General features: G+C 45.7%; 15 protein-coding genes. 2 read left to right on the forward strand and 13 right to left on the reverse strand.

The window, feature by feature from the left end; translation table 11 throughout:
• Nucleotides 1-3: 3 nt before the first annotated feature.
• From ACZQK9_RS11460 to ACZQK9_RS11470, 3 genes are read right to left on the reverse strand one after another with little or no spacing between them, the layout of a single operon-like run.
• Complete coding sequence (locus ACZQK9_RS11460; RefSeq protein WP_483270646.1) at nucleotides 4-3264, reverse strand: AAA family ATPase; 3261 nt, start codon at nucleotides 3262-3264, stop codon at nucleotides 4-6.
• The gene (locus tag ACZQK9_RS11465) at nucleotides 3251-4447 is read right to left on the reverse strand and encodes an exonuclease SbcCD subunit D (protein WP_483270647.1); all 1197 of its coding nucleotides are present in this window, start codon (nucleotides 4445-4447) and stop codon (nucleotides 3251-3253) included. Before ACZQK9_RS11465 ends, ACZQK9_RS11460 begins: the two co-directional genes overlap by 14 nt.
• A gap of 4 nt (nucleotides 4448-4451) precedes the next feature.
• A complete protein-coding gene (locus ACZQK9_RS11470; RefSeq protein WP_021985030.1) occupies nucleotides 4452-4748 on the reverse strand; it encodes a hypothetical protein in 297 nt (98 codons plus the stop codon).
• 177 nt (nucleotides 4749-4925) lie between these two features.
• Between ACZQK9_RS11470 and alr the strand changes: the two genes are divergently transcribed.
• On the forward strand, nucleotides 4926-6095 hold the full coding sequence (gene alr / locus ACZQK9_RS11475) for an alanine racemase (protein ID WP_483270648.1): 1170 nt from the start codon (nucleotides 4926-4928) through the stop codon (nucleotides 6093-6095).
• Nucleotides 6096-6166: 71 nt separating this feature from the next.
• Here the strand turns inward: alr and ACZQK9_RS11480 are convergent, their stop codons facing one another.
• Complete coding sequence (locus tag ACZQK9_RS11480; protein WP_483270649.1) at nucleotides 6167-9205, reverse strand: glycoside hydrolase family 2 TIM barrel-domain containing protein; 3039 nt, start codon at nucleotides 9203-9205, stop codon at nucleotides 6167-6169.
• Between the two features lie 246 nt (nucleotides 9206-9451).
• On the opposite strand from ACZQK9_RS11480, the gene ACZQK9_RS11485 reads away from it, so the two are divergent.
• Entirely contained in the window at nucleotides 9452-10315 is an 864-nt protein-coding gene (locus ACZQK9_RS11485) for an AraC family transcriptional regulator (protein WP_483270650.1), read from the forward strand.
• A gap of 7 nt (nucleotides 10316-10322) precedes the next feature.
• Here ACZQK9_RS11485 and ACZQK9_RS11490 read toward each other — a convergent pair whose 3' ends face one another.
• The 9 genes from ACZQK9_RS11490 to ACZQK9_RS11530 all read right to left on the reverse strand — a co-directional run bounded on the left by ACZQK9_RS11490 (nucleotide 10323) and on the right by ACZQK9_RS11530 (nucleotide 23352).
• Nucleotides 10323-10937 carry a DUF6553 family protein gene (locus ACZQK9_RS11490; RefSeq protein ID WP_483270651.1) on the reverse strand — a complete coding sequence of 205 codons (615 nt, stop codon included), beginning with the start codon at nucleotides 10935-10937 and terminating at the stop codon, nucleotides 10323-10325.
• Nucleotides 10938-11170: 233 nt separating this feature from the next.
• On the reverse strand, nucleotides 11171-12214 hold the full coding sequence (locus tag ACZQK9_RS11495) for a galactose ABC transporter substrate-binding protein (RefSeq protein WP_483270652.1): 1044 nt from the start codon (nucleotides 12212-12214) through the stop codon (nucleotides 11171-11173).
• Nucleotides 12207-13181: a substrate-binding domain-containing protein gene (locus tag ACZQK9_RS11500; RefSeq protein ID WP_483270653.1), complete on the reverse strand. Its 975-nt coding sequence runs from the start codon at nucleotides 13179-13181 to the stop codon at nucleotides 12207-12209. The genes ACZQK9_RS11495 and ACZQK9_RS11500 overlap by 8 nt, the downstream gene beginning before the upstream one ends.
• A complete protein-coding gene (locus ACZQK9_RS11505; protein ID WP_483270675.1) occupies nucleotides 13168-15009 on the reverse strand; it encodes a cache domain-containing sensor histidine kinase in 1842 nt (613 codons plus the stop codon). The genes ACZQK9_RS11500 and ACZQK9_RS11505 overlap by 14 nt, the downstream gene beginning before the upstream one ends.
• Nucleotides 15010-15087: 78 nt before the next feature.
• Complete coding sequence (locus tag ACZQK9_RS11510; protein ID WP_483270654.1) at nucleotides 15088-16692, reverse strand: response regulator; 1605 nt, start codon at nucleotides 16690-16692, stop codon at nucleotides 15088-15090.
• 864 nt (nucleotides 16693-17556) lie between these two features.
• Nucleotides 17557-19209: an ABC transporter permease subunit gene (locus tag ACZQK9_RS11515; RefSeq protein WP_483270655.1), complete on the reverse strand. Its 1653-nt coding sequence runs from the start codon at nucleotides 19207-19209 to the stop codon at nucleotides 17557-17559.
• Nucleotides 19210-19227: 18 nt separating this feature from the next.
• The gene (locus tag ACZQK9_RS11520; RefSeq protein ID WP_117781477.1) at nucleotides 19228-20736 is read right to left on the reverse strand and encodes a sugar ABC transporter ATP-binding protein; all 1509 of its coding nucleotides are present in this window, start codon (nucleotides 20734-20736) and stop codon (nucleotides 19228-19230) included.
• Between the two features lie 92 nt (nucleotides 20737-20828).
• Complete coding sequence (locus ACZQK9_RS11525) at nucleotides 20829-22091, reverse strand: substrate-binding domain-containing protein (RefSeq protein ID WP_021985018.1); 1263 nt, start codon at nucleotides 22089-22091, stop codon at nucleotides 20829-20831.
• A 307-nt stretch (nucleotides 22092-22398) separates the two neighbouring features.
• Nucleotides 22399-23352 (reverse strand): hypothetical protein, encoded by a 954-nt coding sequence (locus ACZQK9_RS11530; RefSeq protein ID WP_483270656.1) that lies wholly within the window; start codon nucleotides 23350-23352, stop codon nucleotides 22399-22401.
• Nucleotides 23353-23367 lie beyond the last annotated feature (15 nt).

The raw sequence follows: 23367 nt of genomic DNA on the forward strand, positions 1-23367 counted from the left end.
CTCTTAAACCGCTGTCTCCATCTGAATCCGGCTGCCCCCTCTGCCCTTTGTAACACGCAGCTTCTGCGGAATATCCATCAGTTCATCCCGGTGGCTGATAATACCAACCAGTTTATTTTCTCCTGACATGCTGAGTAACGCGTCCTTTGTCTCCTCAAGCGACTTCGAATCCAACGTGCCAAATCCCTCATCAACAAACAGTGCATCCATCTGGATACCTCCTCGATTTTCCGCGATCGTATCCGACAAGCCAAGTGCCAGCGATAATGAGGCTTTAAAGCTCTCACCGCCTGACAGATTTCCAACCGGACGGCGTTTTCCGGTATTGATATCCAGAACCTCCAAATCCAGAAATGTATTGGTCTGTTTTCCAACAGAATTTGTCTGCCGGTACAGCTGGAATTGGTTGTCACTCATCGGAAGCAGATGCCGGTTTGCCGCCTGAAGAATGCTGTCAAAGCCTGCTGCCTGAATATACTGTTCAAACGTGATTCTTCCATTTCCGGTCTGCCCGGATACAAGATGGTACAACCGGTAGCTTGTGTCATTTTCCTGTTTTGCCTTCTCATATGCGGTCTGCTGTACACGGATATTCTGCTGTTTTTCCCGATTATTTTGTATGCGGAACATAACGGCCTGCAATGCTGTCCGAAGTGTTTCCACCTGTGTACGCTTCCCGGTATATGCCTGCTGTAACTGTTCAAGATCAACTGTCGTGCGATGTCTGGCATCCTGCTCCTGTTCCAGCTGTGCCAGTCTGGCAGTAACCTCTGTCACCTTTTTGTCATAGTCCGTCAGTTTCTTTTCCTCTGCATGTATCTCGGCATCCGTTGCTACCTGTGCCTGCATCTCTTCGACAGATGCAAACTGACTGGCAGACAGCTTTCCATCCATCCGCTGTTTTAACATCTGTGCATCGGTCTTTTGCTGTTCAAGTGCCTGCTTCTGTGTTGCAATGGATGCCTGTACGCGTGCCACCGCCTCATCTGCTGCTTTCTTCTCCTTCGTTGCAGACTCTATGGCGGTCTGAAGCTCTGTTACGCGGGTCATTGCACGATTTCCTGCCAGGCTGGCTGATTTCCAATCCGGATACGACAACGTCTGTAACGCTGTAAAGGTTGCCTGTGAAGATGCCTGCTTTGCTACCAGTGCTTGTTTCTCCTCTGCAAGCGCCTTTCTCCGCTCTGCAAGCTGTGTCGTTTCCGCCCCCTGTGCACGCACAAGCTCTGTTTCGACTTCTCCAAGCTTTGCACAGTTTTGTTGCAGCTGCTCCAGATTTTCCACACTTTGTGCAACTGCATCTACCAGCATTGCTCGCTGCCGCTCGAAGATTACGATCAGTTCCTCTAATACCTCAACACCACCGCTAAACTCTGGCAGCACGCATCCCTGTATCTCCTCTTTTATCTGTTGCTCCTTTGCCTGCACATCTGCCCGCAAAGACGAAGCTCTGGCTGTTTCCTGATTAAATGCTTCCAGTTTTTCCTCTTCCGCCGCCTTTAATTCTTTGCATTGTTCTTCTGTCACAGATGTCTCGACCAGTGTCGCAAGTTTCTCATGATGTGTAGCTCCACATACCGGACACGGCTCACCCTCTGCCAGATCACTTGCCAGAATTCCTACCAGATTTGCGCGATACAGTCTGTCTACATGCGTATATGCCTCCTTCGCTGCCTCATACGCTGCCTGCTTTTCCCGGTATTGTTTCTGGGCTTTCTCCAATTCCTGTTGTTTCCGTTTCCATGCAGGAATCAGATTATTCGCAATGGCCTCCATTTTTCTCTGGCTGTCCAGCTGTTTGTCATATGCTGCCTGCGCCTGCGCAAGCTGTTGTGGTTCTTCCTTCCACATTGCCTGCTGCTCCTGCAGCTCTCTAATCCTCTTCTGCAATGTCTGTTCGGCTGTTCCAAGCGCCGCTTCCTGCTGTTCCTGTGCCGCAAGCTGTAACTGGATCTGTCCAAGTTCATGCTGCAACGTTTCCCGCTCTTTATAACGTGGCTCTTCCTCACGCACTTTATCGACAAGCTTCTGGCATTGCTCCACTTCGGGACGCAACATCTCCGTATCTTTTACCTTAGCATCTGCCTTGCCGGCACGCATCTGACAATCTGCAAGTGCCTGTTCTCCCTCATTGATAAGTTGCTTTGTCCGTTCCCATTCACGTTCCTTGGCAATCCACGCATCGTACTCCGGCTTTACTTTATAGGTTGCCTGCTTCCTGCGATCAAGCTGTATCTTTCGCTGCACAAACGGTTCCTTCTGTGCTTCTAATACCTGCTGTTCTTCCTTCGTCCGTATGTACCGCTCCAATATCGCATTATTATCCTTCGCTGATACAAGCGTACCCTGCAAATTCTGCAGTTCCTCCTCTGCCTGTGCAAGCGCTTTCTCCTTCTGGCCTGCTTTTTCCATATCTTCCTCAATAATTGCCTGCAACAGCGTAAGCATCTCCTCGATATTCCATACCGCTTTGCTATCCTGCAGCTTCTCCTGCAAATTACAGATGCGCTGCGCCACGGACAGCGGCTGTTCCTCTGAATTCTCCGTCAACGTCAAGTTTTCTGCCAGGATTCCAGATGCTTCTCCCGAAATCCCGGCAGACTCCACCTTTACCTCTCGGAACGACTGGGAAATACTCTGCTCCTTTTCCTTACGTGCCAAATAACTTACCTTCTTGCGATTTTCCAATTTCTGTTCCAGTTTCTTATAGGCGTCGGTCTGGAAGATCGTACGCAGGATGTCAGTCCGTTCGTTCGTCTTTGCATTTAACAGCTTCCAGAATTCTCCCTGTGCAATCATTGCAACCTGCATAAACTGTCCCGCATCCATATTCAGAAGTTGTGGAATCGCGCCTGGCTTCTCTTTCGTTCCATCAACGTTCTTAGCACCTTCCAGCGTTGTTCCATCCGCCTGATAGAAAATCACCTTTTCTGCCTGTTCATCTGGCTTCCCATTTCGGTTGGTATATTTAAAGCTCGGTTTTCTGCACACATGATAGTCCTTGCCCTGATGTGTGAAATAAAATTCAACAAAACTCTCCACTTTCTTATCCACATACTCGCTTTTCAGATTCTTTGTATCGCGATAGCTTCCACTTGCCTCGCCATAAAGTGCATAGCTGATTGCATCAAAGATCGTTGTTTTTCCTGCCCCGGTATCTCCACAGATCAGAAACAAACCTTTCTCCTCAAACTGCGTGAAATCAATTTCTGTCTGCTCCGCATACGCACCAAATGCCTGCATTACCAATTTAGTCGGCTTCATAGATTCCCACCTCCTTTGCCACGTCCTTCATCATATTCATTTCCTCTTCGCTGATCTCCACCCCATACATCTGCTTATAAAAGTCAGCAATCAGATCCTCATATGACCGGCTCTGCGTTGCCTGCACCACATCCACATGTGCAAGCTCCCGCGTACGGGAATTATCATAATCCAGCTTTATCGTATTCGGATAATACTGCCGCATGATTCGCATCGCATCCGGAATAACGTCCTCGTCGGTCAGCGTCACGTAGACAAAGTCCTGCGTATTTTCTATGAGATTCTCGTCCTTTACAATATCTGCAAAAGCTCCTCTGATATGGACTAAATCCCGCATCGGAACAAGCTTCTCCTGCTCGATCGTCACCTGGCCTTCTCCATCCACTGTCACGATTGGCACCTGCTTTGCGCCATCCCGTTCACGCACGCCACTAGGAATCTGCTTCACCGAACCAGCCTCTGAAAGGGAATATTTGAGTGGCGAACCTGCATACCGCACTTCCTCTCTACCAACACTCTGTGAAGAATGGATATGTCCGAGTGCCACATAACAAAATGCACCGAAGCTGTCATACCCGATCTTCTCTACCGTTCCAACATGCTGTGTCAGCGCACCTTCGGAACCTCCCAGCGTTGGATCCTTCCCCTTTCCGGACACAAACTGATGTGCTACCAGAATATTTCTCTGCGCCGGATCGATTTCTGCGTGTGCCAGCACCTCCCGCACGGCATCCTCATATGTCTCGATCTTCGCATCAGGAAATGCACGCTTCACCTGGGATGCTTTCACAAACGGAAGCTGGTAAATGTGCACCATCCCATAAGCATCCTCTGCCACATAATGAAATAATTCCCCCTGATATTTTGCTGCAATGTGCACATCGTTTGCTTCAAATAAGCTGCTTCCAAAATTCAACCGTTCATCCGAATCATGATTTCCGCTGATCATGTACACCTGCAAATGATGTTTGACTAACGCCCGGATAAATTCATCTAAAATTTGCACTGCCCCTTCACTTGGAACCGTCTTATCAAACACATCCCCGGCTATCAAAACTGCATCCACCTGCTTTGACTCTGCAATTTCCAAAATCTGCTGCAGGATGTACCGCTGGTCATCCTTCAGATCAAAATCCCCCAATGTTTTTCCCAGATGTAAATCTGCCAAATGTAAAAACTTCATACTCTCACCTCTCCGGTATCTGTTCATTCAACCATGCAAGCACAGCTTCCCTTCCCTCTGCATCAAACGGAAATGTTTTCCTTGTGATCTGCTCCTCCGGTGTCTTCTCATAGCAGGTACTTGCATGCCATATACACACTTCAAAGAAATTCTCGGAAGTCGTCTCGCCACCTTCCTCCACGGGTTCATGCTCGACCGTGAGCTTTGCGATCCGGTACCGCGGTCCATAAATATCGCCCCCCGTCAGAATTCCTTTTGCATTATAAAATGGTAAATCAAATATCACATCGCCTGTAATCACGCGTATTCCTCCCATATGTTTCGTTCTTATAAATTATACTTTTATCATTATAGCATACGGAAGCATATTTTCTAAACAAAAAAGAAACTGATTCATTTTCCTGCATCCATCTATGGAATCTCTTGTCGGTTTGTGCTAGAATAGGTATCAAAATATTGCATAATCGAGGTGCGAAAGATGGATTCCACATTGAAGCGGACATGGGCGGAAATTGACTTGGATGCCCTTGCTCATAATTATAAAACATTGCGCGACCGGATTGGTGCGGATGTCAAGTTTTTAGGTGTTGTTAAGGCCGATGCCTACGGACACGGCTCCGTACAGGTAAGCCGCCTGCTGCAGGAGCTAGGTGCTGATTATCTGGCGGTCAGCAGCATTGATGAAGCGATTGAACTTCGTTTAAATGACATTACGATGCCGATTCTGATTCTTGGACATACGCCGAAGGAGCAGGTCAGCCGTCTGATTGAGTACAACATTACACAGGCTGTTACCTGTAAGGCGAAGGCACTTGAATACAGTGAAGAAGCTGTGAAATGCGGTGGTACGTTGAAGATTCATATCAAGGTTGACACCGGAATGTCACGACTTGGTTATCTGTGCGACGGTGATTATTTTGATACCGGCGTGGAAGGTATCTGTGAGGGTTGCTCGCTTCCCGGGCTTTACGCCGAAGGTATCTTTACACATTTTGCTGTGTCCGATGAGCCTGGTGATGCATGCAAAGCCTACACGGAGCATCAGTTCCAGTTATTTACCGATGTGATCAAAAGCGTCGAGGAAAAGCTCGGCAGACGGTTCGCCATCCGCCACTGTGCCAATACCGGTGCGGTTGCACGCTATCCGGAAACATGGCTCGATATGGTAAGACCGGGACTTTTGTTATACGGCTATGGCGAATTCGCAGATGAGCTTGGACTCCAGCCAGTCATGAGCTTAAAGACAACTGTCAGCACGATCAAGACCTACCCCGCCGGTACCGCAATCAGCTACGGCGGCATCTATGTAACGGACAAAACGACACGTATGGGCGTTATCCCTTACGGCTATGCCGATGGATTCTTCCGTGCGCTCTCCAACCGCTGCACCCTGATGTCGGAGGAAGGTCCGGTTTACCAGCGCGGAAAGATTTGCATGGATATGTGCATGATTGATCTGACGGATAAGATGCAGGTCGATGTCGGCAGTGAGATTGAAATCTTCGGAAAGAAGAACTCCATCAACGACATGGCAGCTCTGGCAAACACGATTCCGTACGAATTAACCTGTGCTGTCAGCAAGCGAGTTCCAAGATTCTACTACCGGAATGGAAAAATGATTGAGAAAGAATTGCTGTTGCGTGGGTAATTTGTTGTGCAGGTAATTACATAGACATGAAAAAGCTGAGACAAAAGTCCCAGCTTTTTGTTTGCCTTCAATCATCCCTTCACATACGGAACGAATGTAAACCCAAACTGAAATTTCTTCTCATCAAATCGATGTGCCGCAAGTACCTCCGGTCCACAACTGTTGGAGCCGATGCCATTTAACGCATAATCGATACATAATACCGTACTGTCCGATTCTTCCAATTCATAATTGTGCCTTGCCTGTGCCAGCATTTCCTGTGTGTAGTTTGACGTCTGAAATGAAAATGGTGTCTCAGACACTGCCGCGATTCCATACCGGCCGTTGTACAGTTCGACATAATCACAATCGAAATGACTGCCATTTTCCTGTGGCATAATGTAATCCTCATGCAGATCCTTCACCGCACTGCGATACAATCCATGACTCGCAGCTCTGTGCTTGTCACGGTAGCTCTCCTGCGGTCCCATGCCATAATACGAAGCCTCAGAAAGATTCATGTTGAAGAATACACGCACACCGAATCTCGGAAGTTCTGGGAACTCTGCATCCTTGCTTACCTCCATGGATGCGGTAATTCTTCCGGAACTTTCCACCTTCCACACGAGCTCGACATCCAGAATCTTCTGTACCGTTGGTGCTACAACGCCGACATGACTCATCACAATCACGCCGTACTGGTTCTGAATTGTCTCCACCTTATACGCTCTTGTGTACGCCTCGTGAAAATGTGCGTTTTCCCATTTTGCGCGGATATACATATCATTATCCGTTGGTGCCCGCCAGATGTTCAGTTCCATCGGATGGTTCAGATAGTCCCGTCCTGCATATTGAAGCTTCGTAAAAAGTCCGGTTCGTTTGCTGATTGCATATGTGAAATCGCTCGCCTTTAATGTGATCTCTGTATCGGTTTCGCTGACGCTGATCTCATTTTTCTCTTCCGCTTCTGCCAGCCATTTGACTGCCGTCTGGTTTCTGCCATCGACATTGGCAAGCAGCACCTCATCAAATCCCAATTCATGCTTTGCCGGAAGCAATGGAAGTTCTTTTTTCAACTGATACCGGAGCTTCAGATACACCTTGCCGCTCTGCGGAATGTCCAACTTGAGCGTCATCACACCGTCGCTGTGCGGTGCGATTGATACCTCATCCAGCACACCCTTTTGCACGCACAGACCATCCACAGTTATTTCATACAAGATGTCTGCATAGTCGCTTATATCATCAAAATCCATATAGTTATGCAACACAAGTCTGCCGGTCTTCTCATCATAAGATACAACACGCACCGGACGGTACACATTCTTATATTCAAGCAATCCGGTATGTGGTGTACGATCCGGGTACACCAGTCCATCCATACAGAAATTTCCATCATGGATTGTCTCGCCGTGATCGCCGCCATAATAATATTTCGTCTTTCCATTTTCCGCCTGTCCGTGCGCAATCGCATGATCGCACCACTCCCAGACGAATCCGCCACACATCCGTGCATCCTTCTGGATTATCTGGAAATAATCCTCCAGATCGCCGGGCCCGTTCCCCATGCTATGGCAATATTCCACAAGCAGAAACGGTTTGCTGCCATCCTTCTCGAGATACTCTTCGATCTCGGAAAGTGCCGGGTACATCCGGCTGTACAGATCAAGATTTGAGTAATCATACGTCACATCGTAATTCCGATACCGCGCACTCTCATATTGCGTGATACGGGATGGATCGTATTTCTTTGTCCATGCAAGCGCCTTTTCAAAATTACATCCATAGGCGCTCTCATTTCCCATCGACCAGAAAATGATACAGAAGCGGTTTTTATCCCTCGCAACCATACGCTTCACGCGATCAAGAATCGCCTGCTCCCATGCCGGATCATCTGCAATCTTCTCGTTCCATTTTTTGAAGCGGTTGTAGTCTGTATCCTCCTTGCGGTACAGCATAAATGGTCCATGCGCTTCGATATCTGCCTCATCGCACACGAGGAATCCATAGCGGTCGCACATCTGATAAAAATACGGTGCATTCGGATAATGACTCGAACGAATCGCATTGAAATTATGCTCCTTCATCAAAGTGAGATCCTTCTTGATCTTTGCAACATCAACTGTAAATCCTGTGACCGGATCCGAGTCATGCCGGTTCACACCGCGCAGCTTGATTGCCTGTCCATTGAAATATAGCACCCTGTTCTGTATCGCTACCGTGCGCAAAGCAATCGCATCCACGATCGTCTCATCCGCGCTTTGCAGGATAATCGTGTATAAATACGGATGTTCCGTATTCCAAAGCTCTGGGTTTGCAATTTCCAATGTCACAGTTCCAGCCTTGCTGATTTCCGTCTGTGCAACCACATTTCCTGCCGCATCCTCCACGGATACGGTAACCGGAGTCTCCTGATAGTAGCTGATATCCAATGTAATTTTCGCACACGCTTCCGTGATTTCCGTCGTGATCCGATAATCCTGCACCGCCTTTTCCGGCCGCTTCAGAAGATAGACATCCCGGAAGATACCGCTCATCCGGAACTTATCCTGATCTTCGAGATACGAACCATCGCACCATTTCAAGACAAGTACGGCAATCGTATTCTCGCCCTCTTCTATCACGTCTGTCACATCGAACTCGCTCGTTGCATGGGACACCTGACTGTATCCGGTATAGGTGCCATTCACCCATACATAAAAGCAGCTATCCACGCCCTCAAAGTTCAGGTACACCTTCGGAGCCTTCTCATCCTTCGCATAAGAAAACGTATGCACATACGCGCCACACGGAATATCCTGCGGCACATACGGCGGATCAAACGGAAATGGATAGCGGAAATTCGTGTACTGATGCGTGTCATAGCCTGCCATCTGCCAGACACCAGGCACCGGAATCTCATCAAAATCCGACGTATCATAACCGCTCTCATAAAATGCATCCCTCACATCATAGATGCTCTCAAAATACCGGAATTTCCACATACCGTTTAACATCTGTACGCGGTCGGATGCCTCCCGATGCTCTACCAGATCCTCCATTCGGTGGGAAGCTGGTATATAATACGCTCTTGGCGGCATTGTATTTTCATGTAAGAAATCCAAATCTTCATAATAACGTGGCACAATCATAAATCGTCCTCCTATATATGTATTTTTTTGTTATCTATGAACCGTTCATACTTTCTGTCTTTCCGTATTGTCTGATATTATAATACTGGTTTCCGTATAAAAAGTCTATGAACAGGAATGGACAAAATATGGACGAAATGATACAATGAGCATTGCGATGGGATGTGCTTGCACATACCAGCATAATGCGAATACAAACATGGAGCCGCAGGCGACATGATACAATGAGCAATAGGAGGTGTCCCTATGTATATCAATACCGGTTACTTAAATCACTCTCATCAGGATTTCAAGGACAAGAGCCGCCCGCTCATCGTCGGAAGCTGTGGCATCTATCGTCTGACCGACGATCCGAAGATGCCGACCTACCGTCCAAAGGGACGTCTGGATTATCAGATTATCTATATCTCGTCCGGGCTTGGACATTTTCATTTCGATAAACCGGAAAATGAGACGATCGTCCCTGCCGGAAATATGGTGTTGTTCCGTCCAAAGGAATTACAGAAATACGAATATTATGGCGAAGATAAAACCGAAGTTTACTGGATTCACTTCACGGGTTCCGATGTAAAAAATATTCTGCGAAGCTATGGTCTGCAAGATAACCAGAGAGTATTTCCGGTCGGTTCCTCTCTCGAATACGAACAGATTTTCAAACAGATTATTCAGGAATTACAGCGATGTCAGGAACACTACGAGGAAATGCTTGCCCTGCTGCTTCGCCATCTGCTTATTGTATTTCAGCGGGAACTCACACGCGTGCATATTCTGAAAAACGAATATCTGGATCGGGAGATGCACAGTGCTGTTACCTATTTCAATGAGAATTACAATCAGGATATCAGTATAGAAAATTACGCCCAGACAAGGGGCATGAGTGTGAGTTGGTTTATCCGGAACTTCAAGAAATACACCGGCATGACACCGATGCAGTTTATCGTATCGCTGCGCGTCAACAATGCACAGATTCTTCTGGAGCAGACCAATTATTCGATCTATGAGATTGCGAAGATCGTCGGTTACGATGACCAGCTCTATTTCAGCCGGTTATTCCGCAAACAAAAAGGAGTCTCTCCTTCCCAATACAGAAAGAGACAACCCCTTGCCTAATTTCAGATTACAATTTCTTCAGGAAATGCTCCCGGTTCGGGTATTCCGCCCGGAATGCCCGCTTCGCGGCCTCCTGCAGCAATGCGAATTCCTTCTCCATATGCAGCATGTGCGGCGCCGTAAATGCAATCGCGCTGATCTGTTCTGCGATTTTCTTCGCCACACCCTCATCGGATAACTGCCCCATACCGAAAACGATCGACGTAAACCCTCTGCCGTTTCTGCTTACATCAATAAACTTCCGGAATGCATGCGTCATCTCAGACAGCAGGATTTCCTGTTCGGCTTCCGGCCGCTTGTCTGCATCAAACAGGCACAGTCCGGAGACGGTCTCAACTGCCTGCTTGCGCTTCTGTCCACCGATATCATTTGCCCCGCTCTCCGAAATATATTTGAGCTGCATCAGATACCCGACGAATGCATCCGTCTTCGGTTTGCGCTTTCCGTAACGCGCCACCCAGAGTTTCTTTATAAACGCCACATCCACTTCTTCCGGATTTTCTGCGGAATGATTTGCCATTTCACTTGCGTTCACAGTTTTATCTGCATTCGTATTCAATATGTCCAGCCGCTTCTCCGCGTCCATTTCGTTGTAAAATTGCTCTAACCATGTCTCCTGCATAGCTGTTCTCCGTTTCTTTTTATACTACCGATCAACATCTGCATCTATTTATCCGCGCATCCATTCATCCGCGCATCCATTCATCCGCGCATCCATTCATCCGCGCATCCATTCATCCACGCATCCATTCATCCGTGCGTCCATTCATCCACGCATTTAGTCTGCAGCGCATTCAGTCATACATCCATTCATCCGTGCATTCATTTTCTGCATAATTCCAGTTGCAGCCTTCCTTACTTTCCAAGGAATGTATCGACGTTGTCCGCGTCTACCTTACGATATTGTGACATATAATAGATGTCATCCTCCAGACCATACCCTTCGATATCGCTTTCCTGAAACAATGCGACCGTCAAAAGTGCAATCATCCTCGCCTGATCTTCCTTATCGTTATAGACCGTTCCCTGCATCGTACCATGTTCCACTGCCTCTAATGCATCGGTCAGACCATCAATGCCGAAAATAATCGGCCGCTCCACCTGCCTGTAACCGGCATTTTTGTACGCCTCTACAGCCCCCAGCGCCATCTCATCATTGTTCGATAAAATCAACTCAATCTCGGAACCATACTGATCGATCAACTGACTCACCCGGTTTTCTGCCTGTGCCCGGTTCCAGTCTGCAAACTGATAACTGAGTTTCTCCAGTTCTATTTCATTCTCAATCATCGTCTTAACCGACAGATCTGTCCGGCTGATCGCATCCTGATGTCCGGCTTCCCCTTCTAAAAGCACATATTGGATCTTGCCATCGCCATTCTTATCGACCTCCGGGTGATTCTTAATATATTCCGCAGCGATCTCGCCCTGCATCTCACCGGACTGTGCCGCATCACAGCCAACATAGAAAAGCTTATCCCACTGAAGAAGATCCTCCTGTACCGGTTCCCGGTTAAAGAAAATAACCGGAATATCATTCTGCCGAGCCATACGGACAATATTCGACGGGGCTGTCCGGTCAACCAGATTCACGCACAAAACATCACATCCGGCGTCAATCATTTCCTCAACGATCTCGTCCTGCTCCTGCTGGTCATTGTCACCGCTTCTTACAGATACGATTACCTTCATCGTATTGCTCTCTTTCGCCTTCAGATTGCTCTTTATAATATCTGTCATTGCATTGATAAACGGGTCGTCCGGTGTATATGTCACGACACCAACACGCAACGTATGATCGGCTTTTGTGTCCTGCTTTCCGCAGCCTGTCAGTGAAATCAAAAATACCCACACGCACAACCATGCTATAATATTTTTCTTTGCATTTCTTCTACTCATACGAATACAAAAACCTTTCTATCTCATCCGAGAACAAATCTTCTTTATAAATAACTTTTACTTCCTTCTCATGGCTCTTCAACGTGTAAAATGTCCGTGTCAGTTCTTTTTCAATTTCCTCGACACTCTCATAACCAATCCCGTATCCATCCGGGATTACCAGACACTGCACCTGTCCTGCATCGAGCAGTGCAATCGATTTCATGCTCGTACCAACGCCAAAGATCTTCGCATCCTTATACACACCATTTTCCGCGTGTTCACCCAGCGTATCCAAGGCTTGCGTATCCATTACCACCATATAATCGACGGACTCCTGTGCATCAACAACCGCACAGATATCAGTGTCGCTTTCTTCATTATACTCCCATGCAATCTCGCAATCCTGTTTCTCCAATGCGTCCTTCAGTCCCTGGATACGATTCACACTTGCCTCCGTCTTGGATCGTCCGGCAATCACGCCAATCCTTTTTCCTTTCAGCCCATCTTCGTCCTGCGTAATAAGCTGCGTGCCAAGTGCGTATCCAATCTGGTAATTATCCGATTTCACTGTCGCATACCCGCTTGCCTCTGGCTGTTCACCGGTATAAACATCTTCTGTCAGAAGTACAAATGGCTTCTTCTGCTCGCCGAGCCAGTCCAGCATCTCCTTTGTATCTGCCCCCGGTGCCGGACACAGGATAAATGCATCCACATCATTCTCCAGCTGTTCCTCGATCAGCTCCCGCTCGTCCTGCGCGCTTACAATATCATCTGTATTACAGATGATCAGATGAAGATTATTGGTTTTCGCAGATTGCTTTAATCCATTGATCACACCTTCCCACCGGGTGTCGCCGGAATTCTGCAGGATAACCGCTACACGCTTTTGAGCAACATCCTCCCGGAAGATTTTATGTATGAAGAAGGCTGCGAGAACAATCAGAATAAGCTCTGCAATAAGGAACGTTAATTTATCTCGTTTCATCTGTAGCCCTCCCCTTTCTATAACTCTGCGCCTCGAGTTGCTGCCGGTTCTCCTCCGTAAACGGAATTGCCGGAATGTGTATCACAATCTTCGTTCCTTCATCAGGCTCACTGTAAACAAGAAGACCATATTCGTTACCAAACATCAACTGAATCCGGTTGTGCACATTGATAAGTCCTACGCCGGAACCATGTTTTGGCACTTTATTGTTATCCTTGAGGATATTTTCAACCGTCTCCTCACTCATACCCATGCCATTATCCTCAACAGAGAGATAGATATCATCTCCCTTTTTCTCACCGCGTATCGTAATCATTCCGCCGTCATCCTCATCCATATTTCCAACCCCGTAATAGATTGCATTTTCCAGAATCGGCTGTACGATGAGCTTGACCGTACAGTAATCATTGACTTCCTCATCAATATCAAATTCCACGCGGAACCGTTCTTTATAGCGCACAAGCTGGATATTCATATAGCTTCGGCTATGCTGCAGCTCATCCGCGATCCGGATTACGGTTCTGCCCTTTGACAGACTGATTCGAAGCAGTCTGGCAAGCTCTGAAATCATGAGAACCGCTTCCTTATTCTTCTGTGCCTCAACCATCCATGTAATCGATTCGAGCGTATTATACAGGAAATGCGGATTAATCTGACTTTGCAGTGCATCCATCTCACTCTTTCTGCGTTCAGTCTGTTCCCGGATAATCTCCTGCATCAGATTCTCTATCTGTTCATAGGACTTCTTGACCGAATATCCAAGATGCCTGATCTCCGAGGAACCACCAATATAAATATCCGTATCTCCGCCTGTCTCATACGCCTTGACCGACTCATTCAGCCGCAGGATCGGACGAGAAATCTTTCTTGATATGATCCGGTTTACTTCGAGCAGCATCATCATCAAAATCAGGATGGCTGTGATAATATAATACCGGAACCGGTTGATATTTGCGGTCTGTACACGATCCGGAATCACACCGACCAGCTTCCAGCCGGTATATGCCACACTACTCACAACAACATTTCCCGGTCTTCCATTCAGGGAAAGCTCATACGTTCCGTCTTCTAATTGCGATGTTTTCTCACAGTTTTCTGAAAAATATCCACGGTCGATGTCTGCACGTCTCGGATGGTAAATCATCTGTCCGTCCCGATTGCATAGGTAATAATAAATACCATTTGAGGACTCATTGATCCGCTTCATCGTATTGGATATCACAGAATATTTCATATCTACCAGAAGGACACCGCTGCGCGGTTTTTCCCCATCGTTAATATCCACGGAACGGCTAAGGGAAATAACCCAGTAATACCGGTATGTGCCGTCCTCAAACAGATTCTGGATATGCGGCAGGGAGAAATGCACATTCTCAATCTCCTCCTCTGCATTTGTATACCAGTCCTGTTCGGATGCCTTTACGCCCTTCTTGCGTTCTGAAACCGGCTCTGCCACAAGCTGTGCACCATCGCTGTCATACAGCGCCATGCTTTGAACCTTATCTGTGTTGATTTCATAAAGCAGGCTGAACTGGCGGTTAAAATCATCACTGGAGATATCATTTTCCTGAATGATATTGTAATTCACTGCATTCATTATCTGACGGACATTCAACAATTCCGCATCCAGCTTATCCACCGTGCTTTCGACCATACTCTCTGCGTTCGACACAGCCGTCTGCTTCATCGCCATTTTAAAACGATTATACAGCAGCAGACCAATTGTAATTGTCGTAATCAACGTAAGTGCAGTAAGAACCGCCATAATGATTGACTGGATATCCAGTCCGATAAATCTCCTATGATGTGTCCAGCCCTGCTTTTTCATCCACCTTTGAAGCCAGCTTTCCTTCTTTTGCAATTTTCCCATCTCTCTTGTTTTCAATCCATTTCCCCTATTTTTTTCTTACTGATTCGTATGCTGTGCCCGGTATTTCGACGGTGACACGCCAAATCGTTTCTTGAATACATAACTGAAATAATTCGCATCCAGATATCCCACCCGCTCGGCAATCTGATAGCTTTTCTCATTTGTTTCCAGTATCAGTGTTGCCGCATGATCCATCCGGTAATCCGTCAGATACGTAATAAACGCTTTTCCCGTCTCCTTCTTGAACACCGACGAAAAATACGAATTCGATACCCCGAGCACAGAGCAGATCGTGTCCAATGACAAATCCGGCTCCATATAACGCTCACGTACAAGATTCTGCGCATCAGTCACAAGCCGTCTCGATGTACTGTTTCGGGCATTTTTCAGCTGTTCCCCAAGCTCTACCGAAACTTCCTGCATCCATGCGGTAAGTGTACTCTCATCCATCTGCGGAATCGTCTCGTAAGGATTCTGGATTCCATGCAGATGATCATTAAAATCAAGGAAATTATTTGCACAAAACCGGTAAAATGCTCCCACCATCTCCATGATTGCAAGATTATACTGACTGACCGTCTGTGCATTGCTGTGCAGCTTTTCTATTTCATTTACAACGACCTTCTCAATCTCTTCCTTTAACCCTAAATGAATAGCTTTGAACAAATCATGCATTCTTGTATCTTCCGGCTGCAAGGTTGTTTCCTGTTCCTTCGGTGCAAGCTCGGCAATATTGATCGCGCGTTTCGTTCCATACAGTACCCTGTATGATACTGCCTCTCTGGCACCATCGTAAGACGTTTTAATATTTGCCATATTGTCACATACACGACCGATACCTGCCGTAACTACTGCCCCCATCACACGATACGCCCATTTGCAGAAGCGGTCACATGAATCCGTAAACTGCACAATCGCGTCCTCCGAGGCGAGTTCTATCAGCATCAGTGTATTGCCAAGATAAGAGAATACCCGGCTCTTCCACTCTGTCGCAAGCCGTTCCTTGATCTCATGTTCAACAGACATCGCAAGCAGCAACGGATTCATACCGTCCGGTACATGATGTTCCGAAGTGTGGAAAATTACACATCCATAATATGGTCCTTTCATATCAATCTGATACGCGGCAAAAAATTTCCCACAGTTTTCTTCTGTTACCCGTCCCTCAATGAGAGATACAAAGAAGTTATTCTGCAGTACCGGAAGTGCTGCATTGAAATAATTCTCCAGACGTGTTACATTCAGTTTTTCTTCCCGTTCCCGGTCCAGCGTGTCCTTCAGACGTTTCAGGCAATCAGACAGTTCCGTTGCATTTATCGGTTTCAGCATATATTCCTCAACCTCCAGATGCACCGCTTCCTTTGCATATTCAAACTCATCAAACCCGGTAAATATTATAATGTGAATATTCTGAAAGTCCCGGTTTAAACGACGGGATAACTCCAATCCATCCATATATGGCATCTTGATATCTGTAATTACGACATCCGGTTGAAGCTTCTCAACCAGTTCAAGTGCTTTCACTCCGTTGGTTGCGTTACCAACGACGGTAAATCCAAGGTCGTCCCATTGTATGCGTTGTTCAATTACTTCGATGACTTCTGCTTCATCATCCACCAGAAGCACTTTATATTTTTCCATGTAGCACCCCACTTGTTATCACCTGCCGGGTAGGTTTGGAAGCATCTGGTCTTGGGTTAGGAGTTGCAGGGAATAACGATTCCACGCAGACGCGCTCCCGCTCACTTCCACACGCAACAGACACTAAACTCACAGCTCTACCATTCTTCGAATCGGTAGCGCTGTTCGTTAAGTGCTGGCGTGTTCCAATGGTCTGCATTTAAATCGTTATTCCCTGGCAACTCCATCCACATATTAGAATGCTTCCGAACTACCCGGCAATTCTTTTTGTTCTTTGTTGTTTTACTATCCTTATTATACCAAAGTTATCACTATAAAGATACCTAAATATCTGGCTGGTTGCTTCCGTCTATTGCCTAATTGGGGAGTTTCTTTCTATTTCGGAAATTTACTCCAACTAGCTTGCTTCCTACTCCTGCTCAATTGGGGATTTTTCCTCTATTTCGAGAGTCTGCTCCAACTGACTTGTTTCCTACTCCTGCCTTATTGGGGGAGTTCCCCTCATTTTCAAGTTTTTGCTCCAACCAGCTTACTTCCTATTCCTGCTCAATTGGGGATTTTTCCTCTATTTCGGGAATTTGCTCCAACTAGCTTGCTTCCTAGTCCTGCCTTATTGGGGGATTTTCCCTCATTTTCAAGTTTTTGCTCCAACCAGCTTGCTTCCTACTCCAATTCTATATATCAGAACATTTAGAACTTCTTAGTTACAATACATCCTATATTGTTCCAATTAAACAGTGCTATATATACTGGTTTTATTGCCTTCTGACATTATATACAATATACAGGAAAAGCCGCCTCTCCATCCTCTTCGATAGACAAGGCGACCCTTCCTTCGTTTACAACTTTATTTGATTCCTTTGATTACTTCTTCTGAACATACTTCAGACAGTCAAGTGTTACAGCTGCAAGGATGATAATACCTTCGAAGATAAACTGAAGGTTTGTATCAATACCAAGGATTGTCAGAGAGTATGTAAGGGATGTGAAGATCAGTACACCAGTTACAACACCGGAGATCTTACCGATACCACCTGTGAAGGATACACCACCTACTACGCAGGCTGCAATTGCATCCATATCCCAGCCTTGTCCATATGCGGCACTACCGGATCCAACCATACGGTTACACTCAAGCCATGAACCAAATCCATAAAGGATACCTGCTAAGATGAATGCTCCCATTGTTACCTTGAATACGGAAATACCAGATACAGAAGCTGCTTCCGGATTACCACCAACTGCGTAAAGGTTCTTACCAAATGTTGTCTTGTTCCAGATGAACCATACAACGATGATTGCTACAACTGCCCAGATAATGATGGTTGGGAATCCACCAAGATTTGGAATAAACATGTTCGGAATACTTGACTCAATTGCACCGAAGGATACACCCTTTGTTGCGTATGTAACAAGTCCGAAGATAATCAGCATGTTCGCCATGGTTGAAATGAATGGATGCATCTTATACTTCGCCATGAAGAAACCGGCAATACTTGCAAATACGGTTGTAAGTATAATACATGCAACAAGTGCAATAATGGCTCTGCCCGCTACCGGAATACCTGTAAAATCAAAGATATGTCCGAATACGCCACCGGTGTTTACACCACTGTGCATGATAATGGTTGCGGTTACCATACCCATACCTACCATACGTCCGATGGAAAGGTCGGTACCTGTTAACAGAATCAGACCGGCAACACCAAGGGCTAAGAACATACGAGGCGAAGCCTGCTGCAAAATATTCAGGATATTTGTCAGTGTCAAAAGCTGTGTATGCTTTACAATCGGTGTGATGATACACAATGCAATAAAGATGAGTAAAATTACAATGTACAGACCATTCTTATACAAAAACTGTGTTGTATTGAATGTGTACTTGTAGTTTTCCACCTTCTGTGACTGCTTCTGTCCAAATGTATACTTAGACATACGAAGCAGATCAATCAAATGGAACTTATGAGCAAATGCATCGTGCTTTCTATCCTTGATTTCCTGCAATTTAGACTCATGTGTCATCTGTGCATCAAACAGGCGGTTACGATATACATACTTCTCATCCTTGATTTCCTCAGAATCAGAAAGCTTTGCCAAAGCCTGCTCGTGCTCTGTCTTGATCGTTGCTACGATTTTCTCATAAGAAGCGTTCTCAGCTGCCTTTTCTGCCTCGCAACTTGCAACAACCTTCTCATAATAATCACTCTTATAATGCTTGGAGAGATAGCTCTCTGCATCGGAAATGAGCTTGGATACCTTATCCTTGTTTGCAGATTCTACGGATTTTGCTTTTTCTAAATCTGCCTTATCCTTCGCAATAATCTTTGCTCTCTCTTCCTTTGTTAAATTCTTATCTTCCTTCGCAATTGCGATATGGTTCTTTAAGCTTCGAACCTTGTCAGATCCATCTACACGAAGTGCATCGATCTGCTTCTGTATTTTTCCTACATATTCATCAATCGGTTTCAAAAGCGCTGCTTCCGCTTCTGCCGAAAGGATCATACTTTTATCTGCCATCGCCAAAACTCCTCTCTATTACAAATATTTCGCACTAAGCTTTAATAATTCTTCCTGATTTGTCTCCTTCGTATTGACAATACCTGCCAGATGGCCATTCGACATAACGCCAATACGGTTTGTGATTCCGAGAATCTCCGGCATCTCAGAAGAAACAACAATAATTGTCTTACCCTGCTTTGCCATGTTAATGATCAACTCGTAAATCTCATATTTTGCTCCAACATCAATACCTCTTGTCGGATCGTCCATCATAAAGATGTTCGGAGACCGCTCCAACCATTTACCGAAGATTACCTTCTGCTGATTACCACCAGACAGATTTGCAATCATATCATCCGGTCCCATACATTTCGTATGCATGACCTTGATTTCCTCTGCGGTTGCCCGCACCATGTCATCATGTGAGAGTGCAAGTCCACTCTTATAATGATTCATATTTGCAATGGTTGTGTTAAATGTAATATCTGCTTTTAAGAACAGACCATTTGCCTTACGTTCCTCTGTAATGAGGGCAAATCCATGATTCATCGCGTCCTTCGGAGATGCAAAATTCATCATCTTACCATCATATATAACGTTTCCGGCTGCTCTTGTACGCATACCAAATATCGTCTCAAGAAGCTCTGTACGACCTGCACCGACCAATCCATACAAACCAAATATCTCGCCTTTTTTCACATCGAAGGAGATATTCTGGAGCTTCGGTGCATATTTTGTTGAAAGGTTCTGCACGGAGAGAATCGTCTCTCCCGGTGTATTATCAACCGGCGGGAATCTGTTATCCAAAGAACGGCCTACCATGGCTGATATGAGTTCGTTCATGTTTGTATCTTTGCTGTCCTTCGTCATTACGAGGCTGCCATCCCGCAATACGGAAATCTGGTCGCAGATCTCGAAGATCTCGTCCATCTTATGGGAGATGTAGATCAGGGAGATTCCCTGGTCCTTAAGCTGACGCATCATCTTGAAGAGCTTTGCTACTTCCGGTGCTGTCAGGGATGAAGTCGGCTCATCAAGTACAATTACCTTTGAATTGTACGAAATTGCCTTCGCAATCTCACACATCTGACGTTTTGATACAGACATCTTCTTCATCGGCTGCGTAAGGTTCACTGTGATTCCAAGCTTTCTGAACAGATCAGATGCTTCCTTTTTCATTCTGCCCTCATCGACAACGCCAAGCGAATTCTTTGGGTATCGACCGAGGAACAAATTATCAATTACATTTCTTTCCAGACACTGATTTAATTCCTGATGTACCATTGCAACTCCGTTTTCGAGTGCATCCTTTGGTCCAGAGAAATTAACTTCCTTGCCATCTAATACGATTGTTCCTTCGTCCTTCTGATAGGTTCCGAAGAGACATTTCATCATTGTCGATTTTCCGGCACCATTCTCACCCATAAGTCCCATGATGGATCCTGGCTTCACATTCAAATCAATGTGGTTAAGAACCTTGTTTCTTCCGAATGATTTACTCATGCCATGAATCGATAAGATGTATTTATTCTTATCATCTGCCATATCTCTACTTCCCTTTCTTAAAAAGAAGGGTATCAATTTTAGGTGACACCCTTCTTTGGTTAAATCATTTACCGTTCGTTCAATCAGTTCTCTTACTTGTTAAGAATTGATGTGTAAGATGCTGCGTTGTCTGTCTTAACCATGTTGATTGCAAATGCATCGTACTCACCAGGGTTACCAAGACGGTTTGTGATGTTAGACTCTGTCTGACCATCACCACCGATGTAATCAACCTTCAGATTCAGAAGATCATCGTAATTCTGAAGAAGTGGCTGGTATGTTGAGCTTAAGAAGTTATCAGAAGCGTTGTAGATATCAAGCCATACCTTCTTCTCTGGGCTCTTGCTAGAGTCGAGCTGCTTAGAAACCTTGTCATAAACCTTTGTTGAGTCTGTGAAATCCTGATAGTTATCAGCTGTTACTGCAATGTTCAATGCGTAGTAAGATCTCTCTTCTGCTGAGTATCTGTAATCAACACCCTCGTCAAGCTTGTTGCCAGCTTCATCTGCTGTACCGATACCTGTGTCTACATCTACACCGTCAAGTGCGTTACGAAGAACACGGAGTGTAAGGTAAGCCTGAACGTCTGCATGCTGTGAAATTGTTCCGCCGTAGCCTTCTGCGATAGCTGCTACTGCATCGCTGTTTGCATCGTATCCAAATGTAGGAACCTTGTTGTCCTTTGCCCAAGCATTGAACATTGACATTCCCATACCATCGTTGTTAGAAACAACTACATCGATCTGATCACCGAAAGAAGCTGTCCATGTACCGATTGCGTTACCTGCTGTTGCTGCATCCCATGTAGCACCTGCAGAGTTCTTCATCTCCTGTGAAGCAAGCTCACGGATTGTGTATTTCTTTCCATCTACTTCCAGTGTTGCATCCTGAACAACCTTTGCAGATCCATCTACGTTTGTACCGGCTGGTGCTGAATCAACTGCGCCATTTGCATCAACGCCTGTTCCAAGTGCGGAACGAACACCTCTTGTACGTGCGATGGAATCGTTATGTCCGATATCGCCGATAGCAAGTACATATCCGATTACGCCATCACCGTTACGGTCGATGGTTGCTGCATTCTTCTTGATGTAGTCAAGTACCATCTCACCCTGAAGCTCAGCACCCTGATTCGCATCGAAACCTACATAGTAAGTATCTTTGTTAAAGTTAAGGGCTGTTTTGTCAAGCTCTCCTGTTGATGAGTTGGAAGGCTGACGGTTGTACCATACAAGCGGCTTATCCTTATTTGCAACTCCGCTTGATGAAGAACCACCACCTGATGATCCACATCCTACCATTGACAGTGCCATTGTTGCTGCTGCGATTACAGCTAAGATTTTTTTCTTCTTCATACTCTTTCCTCCTATGAATGAAATACTTGTTGAAATGTTCCTTCGTACTTTTTGTTCATTTTGTACATTTTTTTTGAATCATTCCCTGTCTCATTGACTAAATTCATTATATTTAGAATGAGGTTCGGAAAGAATAGAATATTTTTGGATATATTAGCAATTTTTTTTGATTATATGAATTTTTTATATGAATTTTGACGAATCTGTCCGTAACCACCTTGAAATTGCACAAAAAATTCCGTTTTTCTCATGATTTTGAAGCATATTTGCCAACTCTTTTCGAATCACGTCTTTCTTCTATCGTATTCTACATTTTTTTCATCTTATATTTTTTCCGCTGTCCCTGTATTTCTGTAAAGCCAAATGCCAGAACGCCGACCATACCAAACGCCATCATTTTGATAAGACTTTCATAATAGGTATCCAGATTGCCAGACCACTTCATAAGCTCCTTCGCATGTACAAAACAGCTTTGGAACGAAGAAGCTCTATAGTAATGGTCTGAAAGTTCAGATGCCTGTATTACCATTGCCATGTTTACCCGGAATGCCAGATAAATCCATGCCGCTGATACCGCAACACATAACAGAAAGCTTATGAGCGAAAGCTTTTCGCCCTTCCACTTATATCCATAGATCACCGCGGCTCCCATCGCAATTCCGGCATAAGTCGTCACAAATCCAATGCGTGCAATCAGGAAGATCAGCAGCGCGCCCAGAACGCCACCGCCGATTGCTCCGAGCAGACCGAACGCATAATTCTCCCGTACAACATACGCATCTTCCCGGTGTTTGTCTAATGACTGCTGCATCATAACCGCGGACTCCGAATTAAGAAATGCAAATCCGTCCTCCACCTGATAGACATCTGTCGGTCCCTGCACGCCTCTCGCGTCACAGTTATAATACCCATACGTGGAAAACTTCGCAAGCATGCCATCTATGATATTTTTTAGTAGCTGTACACTCTTTGCCGCATTCGCAGTCACCGGTATCACCAGGCAGACACTGTATTTCTTCGCTGAGATCTTCCCTCCCTGCGGAAGCACTGCCCGCATGGTTTCCCACACTTCCGACGGTGCCGGTCCGGACTCATTTGCAACCGAGAACGCAAGCAGCATTACCCGTGTCGAGGAAGTCTGGTGTGGTTCTAACGCAACGGTATAACCGCGATAACCCCCGTGCAGCATTTTGTCTTTCCCTGTAAATGGGATCTGCAGTTCCTCTGCTAATTTCTTTAGAATCTTCTTATTTGATGCCATTTGATTTGTACCTCC

Source organism: Wujia sp., assembly GCF_056872695.1.

Coding starts and splice junctions, on each gene's coding strand:
- ACZQK9_RS11460 (WP_483270646.1), bottom strand. CDS start 3,264: ATGAAGCCGACTAAATTGGTAATGCAGGCATTTGGTGCGTATGCGGAG.
- ACZQK9_RS11465 (WP_483270647.1), bottom strand. CDS start 4,447: ATGAAGTTTTTACATTTGGCAGATTTACATCTGGGAAAAACATTGGGG.
- alr (WP_483270648.1), top strand. CDS start 4,926: ATGGATTCCACATTGAAGCGGACATGGGCGGAAATTGACTTGGATGCC.
- ACZQK9_RS11480 (WP_483270649.1), bottom strand. CDS start 9,205: ATGATTGTGCCACGTTATTATGAAGATTTGGATTTCTTACATGAAAAT.
- ACZQK9_RS11485 (WP_483270650.1), top strand. CDS start 9,452: ATGTATATCAATACCGGTTACTTAAATCACTCTCATCAGGATTTCAAG.
- ACZQK9_RS11490 (WP_483270651.1), bottom strand. CDS start 10,937: ATGCAGGAGACATGGTTAGAGCAATTTTACAACGAAATGGACGCGGAG.
- ACZQK9_RS11495 (WP_483270652.1), bottom strand. CDS start 12,214: ATGAGTAGAAGAAATGCAAAGAAAAATATTATAGCATGGTTGTGCGTG.
- ACZQK9_RS11500 (WP_483270653.1), bottom strand. CDS start 13,181: ATGAAACGAGATAAATTAACGTTCCTTATTGCAGAGCTTATTCTGATT.
- ACZQK9_RS11505 (WP_483270675.1), bottom strand. CDS start 15,009: ATGAAAAAGCAGGGCTGGACACATCATAGGAGATTTATCGGACTGGAT.
- ACZQK9_RS11510 (WP_483270654.1), bottom strand. CDS start 16,692: ATGGAAAAATATAAAGTGCTTCTGGTGGATGATGAAGCAGAAGTCATC.
- ACZQK9_RS11515 (WP_483270655.1), bottom strand. CDS start 19,209: ATGGCAGATAAAAGTATGATCCTTTCGGCAGAAGCGGAAGCAGCGCTT.
- ACZQK9_RS11520 (WP_117781477.1), bottom strand. CDS start 20,736: ATGGCAGATGATAAGAATAAATACATCTTATCGATTCATGGCATGAGT.
- ACZQK9_RS11525 (WP_021985018.1), bottom strand. CDS start 22,091: ATGAAGAAGAAAAAAATCTTAGCTGTAATCGCAGCAGCAACAATGGCA.
- ACZQK9_RS11530 (WP_483270656.1), bottom strand. CDS start 23,352: ATGGCATCAAATAAGAAGATTCTAAAGAAATTAGCAGAGGAACTGCAG.